The 14,839-nt window shown below is 65.3% G+C and carries 10 protein-coding genes; 5 read left to right on the forward strand and 5 right to left on the reverse strand.

The window, feature by feature from the left end:
• Nucleotides 1-187 precede the first annotated feature (187 nt).
• Entirely contained in the window at nucleotides 188-3,406 is a 3,219-nt protein-coding gene (gene putA / locus ACVOKO_RS04065) for a bifunctional proline dehydrogenase/L-glutamate gamma-semialdehyde dehydrogenase PutA (RefSeq protein WP_346497533.1), read from the forward strand.
• A gap of 845 nt (nucleotides 3,407-4,251) precedes the next feature.
• Here the strand turns inward: putA and ACVOKO_RS04070 are convergent.
• A complete protein-coding gene (locus tag ACVOKO_RS04070; protein WP_346497535.1) occupies nucleotides 4,252-5,700 on the reverse strand; it encodes an outer membrane protein transport protein in 1,449 nt (482 codons plus the stop codon).
• Between the two features lie 201 nt (nucleotides 5,701-5,901).
• Between ACVOKO_RS04070 and ACVOKO_RS04075 the strand changes: the two genes are divergently transcribed.
• A complete protein-coding gene (locus ACVOKO_RS04075) occupies nucleotides 5,902-6,594 on the forward strand; it encodes a rhomboid family intramembrane serine protease (RefSeq protein ID WP_346497537.1) in 693 nt (230 codons plus the stop codon).
• Between the two features lie 290 nt (nucleotides 6,595-6,884).
• Here the strand turns inward: ACVOKO_RS04075 and ACVOKO_RS04080 are convergent, their stop codons facing one another.
• Together ACVOKO_RS04080 and ACVOKO_RS04085 are read right to left on the reverse strand one after the other, a co-directional pair.
• Complete coding sequence (locus ACVOKO_RS04080; RefSeq protein WP_346497539.1) at nucleotides 6,885-8,303, reverse strand: S41 family peptidase; 1,419 nt, start codon at nucleotides 8,301-8,303, stop codon at nucleotides 6,885-6,887.
• A 116-nt stretch (nucleotides 8,304-8,419) separates the two neighbouring features.
• Complete coding sequence (locus ACVOKO_RS04085) at nucleotides 8,420-9,763, reverse strand: murein hydrolase activator EnvC family protein (RefSeq protein ID WP_430980712.1); 1,344 nt, start codon at nucleotides 9,761-9,763, stop codon at nucleotides 8,420-8,422.
• A gap of 46 nt (nucleotides 9,764-9,809) precedes the next feature.
• Here ACVOKO_RS04085 and ACVOKO_RS04090 point away from each other — a divergent pair, with 46 nt between their 5' ends.
• The 3 genes from ACVOKO_RS04090 to ACVOKO_RS04100 all read left to right on the forward strand — a co-directional run bounded on the left by ACVOKO_RS04090 (nucleotide 9,810) and on the right by ACVOKO_RS04100 (nucleotide 12,867).
• Entirely contained in the window at nucleotides 9,810-10,463 is a 654-nt protein-coding gene (locus ACVOKO_RS04090; RefSeq protein ID WP_346497543.1) for a DUF4097 family beta strand repeat-containing protein, read from the forward strand.
• A gap of 61 nt (nucleotides 10,464-10,524) precedes the next feature.
• Entirely contained in the window at nucleotides 10,525-12,234 is a 1,710-nt protein-coding gene (locus ACVOKO_RS04095) for a M28 family metallopeptidase (protein ID WP_346497545.1), read from the forward strand.
• A 261-nt stretch (nucleotides 12,235-12,495) separates the two neighbouring features.
• Nucleotides 12,496-12,867: a VOC family protein gene (locus ACVOKO_RS04100; RefSeq protein WP_346497547.1), complete on the forward strand. Its 372-nt coding sequence runs from the start codon at nucleotides 12,496-12,498 to the stop codon at nucleotides 12,865-12,867.
• A 132-nt stretch (nucleotides 12,868-12,999) separates the two neighbouring features.
• On the opposite strand, the gene rarD is transcribed toward ACVOKO_RS04100, so the two are convergent.
• Nucleotides 13,000-13,911, reverse strand: coding sequence for an EamA family transporter RarD (gene rarD, locus ACVOKO_RS04105; RefSeq protein WP_346497549.1), 912 nt, complete (start codon nucleotides 13,909-13,911; stop codon nucleotides 13,000-13,002).
• Nucleotides 13,908-14,810 carry a drug/metabolite exporter YedA gene (yedA, locus tag ACVOKO_RS04110; protein WP_346497551.1) on the reverse strand — a complete coding sequence of 301 codons (903 nt, stop codon included), beginning with the start codon at nucleotides 14,808-14,810 and terminating at the stop codon, nucleotides 13,908-13,910. Before yedA ends, rarD begins: the two co-directional genes overlap by 4 nt.
• Nucleotides 14,811-14,839: the final 29 nt, after the last annotated feature.

The raw sequence follows: 14,839 nt of genomic DNA on the forward strand, positions 1-14,839 counted from the left end.
GAATTGCGCTGATATCGCCCAAGCACGTCGATTTAAATGCCGGAATCGGCACAATAGAAACGTGTCGGGTAAATATTGCGGAATCGCCCACAGGCCAGTGCTTTCGCCCTGCAAAAAGATGCTCGCAGGGGGCTAGGAAATCCGCCGCCGAAGATTAAAATGGCCGAATCCAACCGTGGCCGAGCGCATGAACGCAACACCTTCTCCCGATGTCGCCTCCCCAACGCCAGCAGCCCCGCCGTTGCTGGCGCCTGAGCTGCCAGCGGCGCCATCCGCGCTGCGTCAGGCCATCACCGATGCCTGGCTGAAAGATGAAGCCAGCCATGTGCGCGAACTGCTGGAGCAGGCGCGCCTGCCGGCCGACGAACAGGCGCAGGTACAGGCAACCGCCGCCGACCTGGTACAGCGTGTGCGTGCGCGCGCAAAAAACCAGGGCGCGATCGAAGCGTTCATGCGCCAATATGATCTGGGCAGCGAGGAAGGCGTGCTGCTGATGTGCGTGGCCGAAGCCCTGCTGCGCATTCCGGACCAGGAAACCGCCGACAAGCTGATCCGAGACAAGCTCGGCGAAGCCGACTGGAAGCGCCACATGGGCCAGTCCGATTCGGTGCTGGTCAACGCTTCCACATGGGGCCTGATGTTGACCGGCCATCTGGTTGATCTGGCCGATGCCACCAAGCGCGACGTGCATGGCGCCTTCAAGCGGCTGATCGGCCGCGTTGGCGAGCCGGTGATCCGCTTGGCCGTGCGTCAGGCAATGAAGATCATGGGCCACCAGTTCGTCATGGGCCGCACCATCGACGAAGCGCTGTCGCGCTCGCACAAGGGCGACAACAGCAACTACCGCTATTCCTTCGACATGCTCGGCGAAGGTGCGCTGACCATGAAGGATGCGCTGCGTTACCTGGAAGACTACCGCCGCGCCATCCACGCCATCGGCAGCGACAACATCGCCCGTGGCGGCAAGGCCGATGGTGACGTGACCACCTCGCACGGCATCTCGATCAAGCTGTCGGCGCTGTATCCGCGCTACGAACATGCCAAGCGCGAGCGCGTGCTCAAGGACCTGGTACCGGGCGTGCTGGAACTGGCGCAGCTGGCCAAGTCCTACGGCATCGGCTGTACGGTCGACGCTGAAGAAACCGACCGCCTGGAACTGTCGCTGGACATCATCGAGCGCGTGGTCAGCCATCCTTCGTTGAAGGGTTGGGAAGGCTTCGGCATCGTCGTCCAGTCCTACCAGAAGCGCACGCCGTACACGATTGATTACCTCGCCGACCTGGCCCGCCGCATCGGCCACAAGTTGCAGGTGCGCCTGGTCAAGGGCGCGTACTGGGATGCGGAAATCAAGCGCGCGCAGATCGAAGGCCTGCCCGGCTACCCGGTGTTCACCCGCAAGCAGAACACCGACGTGTCCTACATCGCCTGTGCCAAGCGCCTGTTCGGCCACAGCGACGCCATCTACCCGATGTTCGCCACCCACAACGCGGCCACCATCGCCACCATCAAGCAGATCGCCAAGGGCGGCGTCTACGAGCACCAGAAGCTGCACGGCATGGGTGATGACCTGTATGCCGAAGTGATTCCGGCCGACCGCTTGAACGTGCCCTGCCGCGTGTACGCACCGGTCGGTTCGCACGAGGACCTGCTGCCCTACCTGGTGCGCCGCCTGCTGGAAAACGGCGCCAACTCCAGCTTCGTCAACCGCATCACCGATGAAGACGTGTCCATCGACGACCTGATCCGCGATCCGGTCGAAGCCGTGTCCTCGTTCGCCTCCATTCCTCACCCCAAGATCCCGCTGCCGGTTGACCTGCTGCGCAGCCAGAACCACGACAGGACCAACTCCATGGGCATCAACCTCGCCAACGACAACGAACTGCGCGCCCTGGCCGAGCAGCTCAACGCCGCCGTCAAGCCGTGGCAGGCCGCCCCGCTGGTACCGGGCGCCAGCACCACCGGCGCCACCCAGCCTGTGACCAACCCGGCCGACAACCGCCAGGTCGTGGGTCACTGGCAGGCCGCCGATGCCGCCACCGTGCAGAAGGCGCTGGCCAACGCCGTGGCCGCCCAGCCGGCCTGGAACCGCACCCCGGCTGCCAGCCGCGCTGCCATCCTCGAGCATGCCGCCGACCAGCTGGAAGCCCGCATCGCCGAGTTCATGGCGCTGTGTGTAAAGGAAGCCGGCAAGAGCCTGCCCGACGGCGTCGCCGAAGTACGCGAGGCGGTGGATTTCCTGCGTTATTACGCCAAGCAGGCGCGTGACCAGTTCGGCGCCGGCGAAAAGCTGCCCAGCCCCACCGGCGAAAGCAACGAGCTGCAGCTGCACGGCCGTGGCGTGTTCGTCTGCATCAGCCCGTGGAACTTCCCGCTGGCGATCTTCATGGGCCAGGTGGCTGCCGCCCTGGCCGCCGGCAACAGCGTCATCGCCAAGCCGGCCGAGCAGACCAACCTGATCGGCTATTACGCGGTGAAGCTGCTGCTCGATGCCGGCGTACCGGAAGGCGTGGTGCAGTTCCTGCCGGGCTCCGGCTCGGTGGTGGGCGCGGCCCTGACCGCCGACCCGCGCGTGGCCGGCGTGGCCTTCACCGGCTCCACCGACACCGCCCGCATCATCAACCGCACCATGGCCGCGCGTGACGCTGCCATCGGCGTGCTGATCGCCGAGACCGGCGGCCAGAACGCCTTCATCGCCGACTCCTCGGCGCTGCCGGAACAGCTGGTCAAGGACGCCATCGGCTCGGCCTTCACCTCCGCTGGCCAGCGTTGCTCGGCAGCGCGCGTGCTGTTCGTGCAGGACGACATCGCCGACAAGGTGATGGGCATGCTGGCCGGCGCGATGGCCGAACTGAAGGTTGCCGACCCGGGTGAACTGTCCACCGACGTCGGCCCGGTGATCGACGCCGACGCGCTGCAGATCCTCAAGGACCACGCCGTACGCATGGACGCCGAAGCGCGCCTGATCGCCACCGCACCGCTGTCCGAGGCTGCCGCACACGGCACCTTCTTCGCACCGCGCGCGTACGAGCTGAAGGATCTGGGCCAGCTGCACCAGGAGATCTTCGGGCCGGTGCTGCACGTGATCCGCTGGAAGGCCGATCAGCTCGATGCGGTGATCGACCAGATCAATGCCACCGGCTATGGCCTGACCTTGGGCGTGCATTCGCGCATCGACGAAACCGTCGACCGCATCGCCTCGCGCGTCAATGTCGGCAACGTCTACGTCAACCGCAACCAGATCGGCGCCGTGGTCGGCGTGCAACCGTTCGGCGGCCAGGGCCTCTCCGGCACCGGCCCCAAGGCCGGCGGCCCGCACTACCTGCTGCGCTTCGCCACTGAAAAGACGGTGACGGTGAACACCACCGCAGCCGGCGGCAACGCCTCGCTGCTGACCCTGGGCGATTGATTCCAATCGTGTCCTGATCAAGAAAAACCCCGCGCAAGCGGGGTTTTTCTTTGCACCTCAAAAAACCAACCCCGCCCCCTTCGCTACGCGAAAGGGAGAGCGCGTAGTGCCGAGCCATGCTCGGCAGGGGCTTTCCACGCACCCATGACTCCTGAGGCTTGTAGGAGCGGCGTAAGTCGCGAAGCAAATGACCCGTCAGATTGCAGAGGCACTCGCAATTTCATTGATACCAGCTTCGCGGCTTACGCCGCTCCTACAACCTGCACACGCCATCGCCGTGCACGACTGCAAACAGAGGCAAAACCTACCCCTCCCCAACCCTCCCCTTTGCTACGCAAAAGGGAGGGAGCATGTAGTGCCGAGCCATGCTCGGCAGGGGCTTCCCACGCACCCCATCACTCCTGAGGCTTGTGGGAGCGGCGTAAGCCGCGAAGCAAACGGCCTATCAGATTGCAAAGACACTGGTCATTCCATCGCCGCCAGCTTCGCGGCTTACGCCGCTCCCACAACCTGCACACGCCATCGCCCTGCACGACTGCAAACAGAGTCAAAACCACCCCCTCCCCAACCCTCCCCTTCGCTACGCGAAAGGGAGGGAGCGTAGTGCCGAGCCATGCTCGGCAGAGGCTTCCCGCGCACCCCATCATTCCTGAGGCTTGTGGGAGTGGCGTAAGCCGCGAAGCAGATGGTCCATCCGATTGCAGAGGCACTCGCAATTCCATCGCCACCAGCTTCGCGGCTGACGCCGCTCCTACAACTGCGCGATCGCCCTGCCGTGCACTCCGCGCACAAACAAAAAGCCCCGCTTGCGCGGGGCTTTCTGCATGCATCAGCTACGGGTTCTATTAGAACTTGTAGTTGATCGAAGCTGCGAGGATGTCGCCGCCCACGTCGTACTTACCCTTGACCACGTTGCCCGTGGCCGAGGTGACGTTGATGCCCGGCTCATTGGTGAACAGGTGGGTGTAACCGAAGTTGAACTCGGTCTTCTCCGACGGGGTCCAGCCCAGGCCCAGCGACAGCCACTTGCGGGTCACGTCCGGCACGCGCACGTCACGGTGCTCGATGCTGGTCGGGGACTCGTCATAGGCCACACCGCCACGCAGGGTGATGGTGTCGGACAGCTTGTACTCGGTACCGATCGAGGCAAAGGTGGTGTCGTTGTAGTGGAAGCCCAGGGTGTTGTCCGGCTGGTTCGAGGCGAAGTCGACGGTGACTTCATCGAACGCGGTCTTCCATGCGGTGCGCGACACGTCGCCCATCACGGTCCAGCGATCATTGACGCGGTGGGTAACGCTCATCGACAGCGAAGCCGGCAGGGTCACCGTGGCCTTGCCCGAGGTGTCCACGAACAGGCCGCTGCCCGGCTGGCCGAGGGCCACCGAGACGTTCTGCGGAACGGTGAAGTTGGCCTTGCCGCCGGTGATCTTGTGCTCAACCTTGGAGCGGTAGCTGAAGGCGATGTTGGTGTTTTCGGTCGGGCTCAAGGTGGTGCCGAGCACGTAACCGACGGCATTGTTGTCGCCTTCGATGGTGACGAAACCATCAGCGCTGCCCGGCGAGAAACCACCAAGCGCGGCCTGCTGACCAGCAGTGGCGGCGGCGGCGGCGATCTGTGCCGGAGTGCGGCCAGCGGCAGCAGCGGCGGCTGCAGCCTTCTGCTGGGCGGCACCGTTGACCACGGCACCCATGTCCAGTGCGTTGGACAGTTCGATGGTCAGGTGCTCAACGAACACCGACGCGCCGAACGACACATACGGGTTGACGTCGTAAGAGAACGCCGCACCCAGGTCGATGGCCTTCAGGTCAGTGGTCACGCCGCTGTAGCGGCCTACCCAGTTCTTGTCGTAATCGGTCTTGAAGCCGAACGGCGCGGTCAGCGACAGACCGAAATGCATGTTGTCGTTCTCACCGAACGGCAGGTGGAAATACGCAGCCGGAACCGGCGCGATCATGCCAGCGTCGCCGCCGTTGCCACCGGTGATCTCGGTGCCGGTGCCCGGGCCGCCCGGGCCGGAGTTACGGCCAGAGGCCTTCTTGAAATCAGCCGAGAAGCTAATGGCGCTCAGGTCAGCCTGGAACTGGCGACCATCGAGCAGGCGCATGGAGGCCGGGTTGGTGGCAACCACCGAAGCGTCGTCCCATGCGCTGGTCGAACCAGCAAAAGCGCGGCCGAGGCCCTTGGCGCTGTTTTCCTTCAGCTGGAAGGCGGCAGCGTCGGCGTGGCTGAAAGCGAGGGCGCCGGCGATGCCGACAGCAAGTGCGGTTACGCGGGCAATAGCAGAAGCGGTCATATTCGAAGCTCTCTCCGTAAACGGTAATTGTCGTTTTGCGCCTGCACCTCCAAGCAGCCAAGCCGCTTGACGGTGCGCCGGAGTCCCCTCCCGACATACGACGCCGTATGCAGTATCACCCACGGTGCTTAACTAAACAATAACGACGAAAGACATATTCCCAGCCCGTCCCGAGCGCTGCCGGGTTAGGCTTCCGGACCCATGTTCGTCTCCATTCCTTCCAGAAATAAGACAGGTCTGCGCTGGGCAGTGCCGCTGCTGTGCCTTGCCTTGCTTGCCGCGTTCCTATGGTCGATCTCACGACCGGATGAGGCGCGGCGCACCTTGTGGCTGGACTGGGGTGCGCTGGCCACCGGGCTGGGCAGCAGCCATGACTGGTGGGCGGCCTTGCGTGATGGCAGCGTATTAAGGTTGTTCACCGCGCTGTTTCTGCATGCCGACTGGTCACACCTGCTGGGCAACCTGGTGTTCCTGCTGATCTTCGGCCTGCCTGCCGAGCGGGTGCTGGGGCCGTGGCGGCTGCTGCTGCTGTTCCTGTTCGGGGGCGCGGTTGCCAACCTTGCCGCGCTGTATGTGATCGGCTCGCCCGAACGCACCATCATCGGCGCCAGTGGCGCGGTGTCGGCCTTGATGGGCACCTATCTGACCCTGTTCCCGCGCGCCAAGCTGGGCGTGGTGCTGCCGTTGGGATTGTTCCTGGAATTTGTGCGGGCGCCAGCCTTTCTGCTGATCGGCGTGTGGGCGGCCCTGCAGGTGGTGTTTGCCTATATCGGCCCGAGCTTCGGCATGGTGGCCTGGTCGGCGCATGTGGCCGGCTTTCTGTTCGGCATTGTTTACGGGCTGTATGTGCGCGCGGCCATTGCCAGGCGGCTGCGCAAGCGCAAGGGCTTCTAGCCGATTTGTTGTTTTGTGGGAGCGGCGTCAGCCGCGAAGCCTGCGATACATCGGATCGCAGGCAACGGGCGCCAAGGTAGAGCCGAACCATGTTCGGCTGAAGCCTTACCGGTGACGCCCTGCCGAGCATGGCTCGGCACTACGCGGAAATATTGCCGGTGAAGCCCCTGCCGAGCATGGCTCGGCACTACGCGGAAATATTGCCGGTGAAGCCCTGCCGAGCATGGCTCGGCACTACGCGGCGATATTGCGATATTGCCGGTGAGGCCCCTGCCGAGCATGGCTCGGCACTACAGGGGTTTTTCTTCCTCGACTGGCTTGGCTTCCGGTGTTGCAGCTGCCGGTTTTGCAGCTTCTGCCGGCTTCACTTCGGCGCTGACGGGCTTGGCCTTGGCCTTCGCCGCCGCCTGCGCTGCCGCCACCGAGCCGGGGTGCTTGAGTTCCTGCAGTGCCGACTGGATCGGTGCATCGCCCGGCAATACCACGCCGGCCTTGCTGCCCACCGCTTCGTCATCGCCGCGCAGATGCCCTGGCAGCTTGGCCTCGCTGTAATCGCTCAGGCTGGCTGGCAGATCGCTCGGCACGTCGGCCGGATCCGGCGCCAGCTCCACGTCCGGCAGAATGCCGGTGGCCTGGATCGAGCGGCCGCTGGGGGTGTAGTAACGGGCGGTGGTCAGCTTGACCGAATCGCCATTGTCCAGCGGCAGCACGGTCTGCACCGAGCCCTTGCCGAAGGTACGGCTGCCGACCACGCGGGCGCGGCCATTGTCACGCAGGGCGCCGGCCAGCACTTCGGAGGCGCTGGCCGAGCCGGCATCGGCCAATACCACCAGCGGCGCGCCCTTGAGCAGGTCGCCGGGGGTGGCATCGAACTTGGCATCGCTGATTGAAATGCGGCCACGGGTACTGACGATGCCGCCCTTCTCCAGCAGATCATCGGCTACCTGCACGGCGGCGGTCAGCAGGCCGCCGGGGTTGCTGCGCAGGTCCAGCACCAGCCCCTTCAACTTGCCGCCAGCCTGGCTCTGCAACTGGTTCAACTGCTTCTGGAAATCGGCGCCGGTGTCGGCCTGGAAAGTGCTGATGCGGATATAGCCATAGCCCGGCTCCAGCATCTTGCTGCGCACGCTGGTGACGCGGATGGTCTCGCGCATCACGCTGACATCGAAGGGCTTCTGCTCGCCACGGGCGATGGTCAGCACCACCGCGCTGCCAGCCTTGCCGCGCAGCGGTTCGCTGGCGTCGATGCTGTTGATCGGGGTGCCATCGATGGCCACGATCAGGTCACCGGCCTGCAGCCCAGCCCTTGCCGCCGGCGTGCCGTCGATAGGCGACACCACCTTCAAGGTGTTGTCCTTCTGCTGCAGCACCTCCACGCCAATGCCTTCGTAGGCACCGTTGGTCTGCTCGTCAAAGGCTTCGGCATCTTCCTTGTCGAAGTAGGTGCTGTGCGGGTCCAGCTCAAGCAGCAGGCCGCGTACGGCCGACTGCATCAGCTTCTTGTCATCAACCGGATCCACATAGGCCGCACGCACGGCGTTGTAGACACCGACAAAACGCCGGATCTCATCCAGTGGTACGCGTGAGGTGACCGATTCATTGGCATCCGGATCGTCCGCCTTGGACGCCGTGTCCGGGGCGCTCTGGGCAAACGCCAGGGCCGGTGACAGGGCCAACAGCAGGGCAGCAGCAAGACGGGCTACACGCATGAACCACTCCATGAGAAAACGGATGCGCAACAAACACGCAGGCCCCGATTATGCGCGAAGCATGGCTAAATTCCCGTTGAATCCGTGCGAACGGCGGCAGCGCCGCTCAGCCCCCGTTACTGCCGCTGCAGCCAGGTCGAAGGGTCCACCGGCTGGCCGTTGCGGCGCAGTTCAAAGTACAGCGCGGTGACGCCCTGGCCACCGGAATTGCCGACCTTGGCCACCGCATCGCCGCGCTTGATGGTGGCGCCGGCATCCTTGAGCAGGGTGTCGTTGTGGGCGTACAGGCTCATGTAGCCGTTGCCGTGGTCGACGATCAGGATCATGCCGTAGCCGGTCATCCAGTCGGAGAACACCACGGTGCCATCGGCCACGGCGGTCACCGTGCTGCCGGCAGGCGCGCCGATCAGCACGCCGGCGCTGCTGCGGCCGTCCGGCAGGCGGCCGCCGTAACGGGCCAGCAGATTGCCCGACAGCGGCCAGCCAAGCCCGCCCACCCGTGGTGCCGGCGCGTTGGCTACTACCCGTGGCGGTGTCTTGCCCGGCGTGGCCCGTGCCGGGCTGCGGCTCGAACCGCTGTTGGCTGCCGCAGCCTGCCGTGCCTGTTCGGCGGCGCGACGGGCAGCCGCGCGGCGCTCGGCTTCCGCCCGGGCGGCGGCCGCACGCAGGCTGGCCAACACCTGTTCCAGCGCGCGCGCGTCCTTGCCGAGGGCTTGTTCGCGCTGGCTGCGGTCCTGGTAGCGGCTGTCCAGTTCGGTCAGCACGGTTGCACGTTGGCGACGGTCCTGGGCCAAGGCTGCGGCCTGCTGGCGTTGCTGTTCGCGGGCCTGCTCCAGTTCCCTGCTGCGCGCCACGATCTGCTGCTCGGTGCTGGTCAGCGCCTGCAGGTCGGTGGTCAGGCCGGCAATTGCCTTGGCCCGCTCGCGTTGCAGATAGCGGTGGTAGGCCAGCTCGCGGTTGGCATCGGCCACGGTGTCCTGCGACAGCAACAGCTTCAAGGGGGCGTGATTGCCGAGCTGGTAGGCACCGCGCAACAGCGTGGCCAGTTGCTGGCGCTGCTGGGCCAGGCCGCTTTCCAGCGTGGCCCGGCGCTGCTGCAGCGCACTCAGTGATTGTTGTTCGCGCTGCACGGCAGCCTCGGCCTCGGCAACCGCGCGGCCACTGCGGGCGACCTTCTGGTCGGCCTCGCGCAGGCGTTGGCTGGCCTGGCCACGCTGCCCTTCCAGCTGCCGCCGCTCCTGCGCCACGCTCTTGAGCTCGCCGCGCAGCTGCTGCAGCTTCTTCTCGGTATCGCGTGAAGTGTTCTGCGCCAGCAACGGCCCGGCCAGCAACGCCAGGATCAGCAGGCAACTGCCGCGCCACTGCGGCTGGGCCGCAAGCCGCTGGGGGCAAGGCTGTTGACTGGGCTGGCGCAAAGAGGTTCCAGTGACTTCAGGCAGATGCGGATTGTACCCAAGCATGATGCTATGCCGCCCTGTCCCTCGGTATTTCCATCGCGGAGATCTCATGAAACGTTTATTCCTGCTCCTGCTGCTGAGTGCGAACGCCCCGCTGGTGCTGGCTGCCGACGACATCAGCAAGGTCAATGGCAGCATCCAGACCGATGCCGGCGCCACCTATGGCGACCTGGAAACGGTCAATGGCAGCATCAAGCTGGCCGCCGGGGTACAGGCGCGCGGGGTTGAAACCGTGAACGGCAGCGTACGCGCCGAAGACAATGTGCAGGCGCGCAACATCGAGACGGTCAATGGCGGCATCCGCACCGGCCGCAACCTGGTGCTGGCGCGCGGCCTGGATACCGTCAACGGCGGCATCTATGTGGACCGTGGCAGCCGCATCGGCGGCGATGTCGAAACCGTCAACGGCAGCATCGGCCTGGTCGGCGTACAGCTGGATGGCGACATCGAAACCGTCAATGGCGACATCACCGTCGGCATCGACTCGGTGGTCAAAGGCGGCATCAAGGTCAATCGCCCTTCGTTTGGCATCTCGCTGACCGCGCCGCGCAAGCCGCGCGTCGTGATCGGCCCGAACGCCGTGGTCGAAGGCCAGCTGGTATTCGAGCGCGAAGTCACCCTGCTGGTGCACGACTCGGCCAAGATCGGCCCGGTCACCGGTGCCACGCCGCAGCGTTTCGACAGTGAAACCGCGCCGCGCTGAACGCGCATTGCAGGCCAATCCTGCCTAGAATCCGGGTTCGACCTTGCAACCCGGAGTTTTCATGCAACGCAAACTGTTGTTGTGCCTGGCCGCCGCCGCGGCCCTGGCCGCCTGCAAGCAGGAGGCGCCGGCACCGGCGGCCCCCGCGCCCGCCCCTGCACCGGCCCCGGCCCACACCTTTGCCGGCGGCATCAACGCAGCCGACTTCGGCGAGCTGGTGAAGACCCTGGCCTCGGACGAATTTGAAGGCCGCGCCCCCGGCAGCAACGGCGAGGAGCTGACGGTCAACTACATCCGCGACCAGATGCAGCGCATCGGCCTGCAGCCGGGCAACGGCGACAGCTGGTTCCAGGAAGTGCCGATGACCGAGACCACGGCCGAGCCGAGCACCGTGCTGAAGATCCAGCAGGGCGACGCCAGCCGCGACCTGGTGTTTGGCACCGACATGGTGATCGGCACCCGCAGCGGCCAGCCAGAAATCAAGATCGACAACAGCGAGCTGGTCTTCGTCGGTTACGGCGTGGATGCGCCCGAACAGAACTGGAACGATTACACCGGCCAGGACTGGAAGGGCAAAACGGTGGTGATGTTCGTCAACGACCCCGGCTTCCACACCGACGACGCCAAGCTGTTCGATGGCAAGCGCATGACCTATTACGGGCGCTGGACCTACAAGTTCGAGGAAGCCGCACGCAAGGGCGCCGCCGCCGCGCTGATCGTGCATGACAGCGCTGGTGCCTCGTATGGCTGGGACGTGGTGAAGAACTCCTGGGGCGGCGCGCAGTACGACCTGCCGGCCGCCGAAGACAAGCAGCCGCGCCTGCAGGCACAGGGCTGGCTCAGCGCCGAGGCCGCACGCACGCTGTTCGCCGATGCCGGGCTGGATCTGGACAAGGCCTACAAGGATGCCAGCAAGCGTGGCTTCAAGCCGGCGCCGTTGAACGCGCGGCTGTCGCTGGACCTGAAGAGCACCATCGCGCAGAAGAAATCGCGCAACGTGGTCGGCGTCCTGCCGGGCAGCAAGCGTGCCGACGAAGCCGTGCTGTACATGGCGCACTGGGACCACCTGGGCAAGCATGAGGGCGAGGAAGGCGACAACATCTACAACGGTGCGGTCGACAACGCCACCGGCGTGGCCGGCATTCTGGAAGTGGCCGACGCCATGACCCATCAGCAGACCCCGCCGGAACGCTCGGTGGTGTTCCTGGCGGTGACGCTGGAGGAATCCGGCCTGCTCGGTTCGCAGTACTACGTGAACCACCCGACCTTCCCGCTGGACAAGATTGCCGGCGTGATCAACATCGATGCGATGTCGGTCAATGGCCGCGCGCGTGACCTCACCGTGACGGGCTTTGGCAGCTCCGAGCTGGAAGACCTGCTCAAGCCGCTGGCGGCCAAGCAGGGCCGTACCCTGCATGCGGAAAGTTCGGTGCAGAGCGGCTTCTACTTCCGCTCCGATCACTTCAACTTCGCCAAGGCCGGCGTGCCGGCACTGTATGCCGATGGCGGCGAAGACCTGATCGACGGCGGCGTCGAGGCCGGCAAGCGTGCGGCCGAAGCCTATGGCAAGGACCGCTACCACGGCCCCAAGGACGAGTACGACCCGGCCACCTGGAAGCTCGACGGCATCGTCGAAGACCTGGAGCTGTTGTACGGCGTTGGCCAGCAGCTGGCCGGCGGCGATGCCTGGCCGAACTGGTATGAAGGCAATCCGTTCAAGGCCAACCGCGACGCGATGATGAAGAACAAGGACAGCAACGCAGCCAAGTAAGCCGCTGCTGATAGCAAACAAAAACGGCGCCTTTTGGGCGCCGTTTCTGTTTGTGCGGGACGGATATGACTGCCAATAGCGCCGTAGCCCGGGTAAGCGCAGCGCACCCGGGAACGAGGGATCGACTGTGCGCCAAAAGCCCCGGGTGCGCTGCGCTTACCCGGACTACGGTGATTGCGGGGCTGCGCAAGCCAACAGCAGACACATCGCCGCCAAACCGCTAACGTCGGCGCATCCTCAACAATCGGCAGGTCGGTTCCAATGCTGCATCACGTTTCCTTCCCGGTCACCGATCTTGCGCTGAGCGCTGCGTTCTACGATGCCGCGCTGGGCGCGCTGGGTTTCCGTCGCGTGTTCGAGGACGAAACCGCCATCGGCTATGGTCTGGTCGACGACCAGGACATGTTCTGCCTGAAACTGCGCAGCGAGGTGCGCGCGCCAAGCGCCGGCTTCCACCTGGCCTTCGCCGCACCCGATCAGGCGGCGGTCGATCGCTTCCATGCGCAGGCACTCGCCGTCGGTGGCCGCGACAACGGTGCGCCGGGATTGCGCCCGGACTATGGCGCGCAGTACTACGCGGCGTTCCTGATCGACCCCGACGGGCATCGTATCGAAGCTGTCATCAACCGCTGAGTGGCCCGCTGCACTGCCAGCAGCGTAGCCCGGGTAAGCGCAGCGCACCCGGGAGTCGGCGATACGGTTTCATCAAAGCGTGCGCCAACGGCCCCGGGGGCGCTGCGCTTACCCGGGCTACTCGAGCGCTGCTTAGGCCGCTGGCGAGACCACGCGCGCCATCCGCGCCTTGCGTACGCCGGCCACCGCAAACACCACCAGCCCGGCCCAGATCAGGCAGAAACCGACCAGCTGATTGGCATTGAAGGCTTCACGGAACACCAGCACACCTACCAGGAACTGCAGGGTCGGCGCGATGTACTGCAGCAGGCCCACCACGGTCAGCGGCACCCGCCGCACGCCAAAGGCAAAGGCGATCAGCGGTATCGCGCTGACCGCACCGGCCAGCACCAGCAGCACGTCGTTGCCAACGCCCCAGCCGGAAATGAAACCACCGCCATGGCCGGCCTCGGACCAGATCACATAGGCCAGCGCCGGTGCCACCATGAACAGGCTTTCCACGCCCAGCCCGCTCACCGCATCGACCACCACCAGCTTGCGCAGCAGGCCGTACAGGCCAAAGGTGATGGACAGGCCAATGGCGATCCACGGTGGGCGCCCGCTCTGCCAGGTCAGCCAGGCCACGCCGAGGGCGGCCAACCCCACCGCCAGCCACTGCAGCTTGCCCAGCCGTTCGCCCAGCACCACCACCCCCAGCAACACGCTGAGCAGCGGATTGATGAAGTAACCCAGGCTGGTTTCAACCACGTGGCCGGCATTCACCGCCCAGATGTACAAGCTCCAGTTCAGCGCGATCAGCAGACTGGACAGACCCAGCAGCCAAAACCGCCGTGGCGTTGCCCATACCTCCGTCAACCAGCCCCAGCCGCGCACGATGCTCAGCCCGCCAACCAGCAATACCGCGCTCCAGACGATGCGGTGGGCAATGATCAGGAACGACGGCACCTCCTTGAGCAGGTGCCAGTACAGCGGGAACAGCCCCCAGATGACGAAGGCCAGGGTGGTGGCCCACAGGCCGTTGCGGTGTTCGCTGTTGCTGTTCATGCGCGACGCAGCCTTGCAAGAGTGATGACCACGACGCCAGCCAGAATCACCGCCATCGCGCCGAGATCGGAAATGCTGAAGCGCTCATGCGCGATCCAAGCGCCCAAGGCCACGGCGATCACCGGATTGACGTAGGCATAGCTGCTGGCCAGTACCGGCCGCACGTTGTGCAGCAGCCACACATAAGCGGTGAAAGCGATGATCGAGCCGAATACGGTCAGGTAGCTCACCGACAACAGGCCCTGCAGGTTGGGCCAGGCGTTGATGCGCTCACCGCGCAGCAGGCCGGCGCAGACCAGGATCACGCCGCCGCAGAGCATCTGCCCGGCAGCGGTCATGAACGGCGATGGCAGGTCGCGGCCGCGCGACCAGATCGAACCGGCCGCCCAGCCCAACGGCGCAATCAGCAGCAGGATCAAGCCGGTGGGGGTCGCGGTCAGGCTGCTGCCGGCGTTGAGCCAGACCACGCCGACGAAGCCAACGGCGATGCCCAGCCATTCGCCGCCGGTAACCTTCTCACCCCGGATGGCCGAGAACAGCGCCATCCACAACGGCACCGAGGCCACCGCGACCGCCGCCAGACCGGAAGAGACGTCGCGTTCGGCCAACACCACCATGCCGTTGCCGAGGAACAGCAGACACAGGCCCATCACCGCCAGCGTCTTCCATTGCGCGCGGGTCGGCGCGGCCACACCGCGCCAGCGCAGCAAGGCGTACAGCACGCTGCCGGCAATTACAAAGCGCGTACCTGAAATCACCGTCAACGGTGGCAGGCCGCTTTCCAGTGCCAGATGGATGCCGAGATAGGTGGACCCCCACACCACGTAGACCAGGAACAAGGCCAGAACGACAAGGCCACCCCTGGGAGGAGCAGCCGGCGCGGATTCGGGGGAGGACATGAGGCGGTGCCACCATTCGGGGGAAAGTG

Source organism: Stenotrophomonas sp. STEN240, assembly GCF_056756175.1.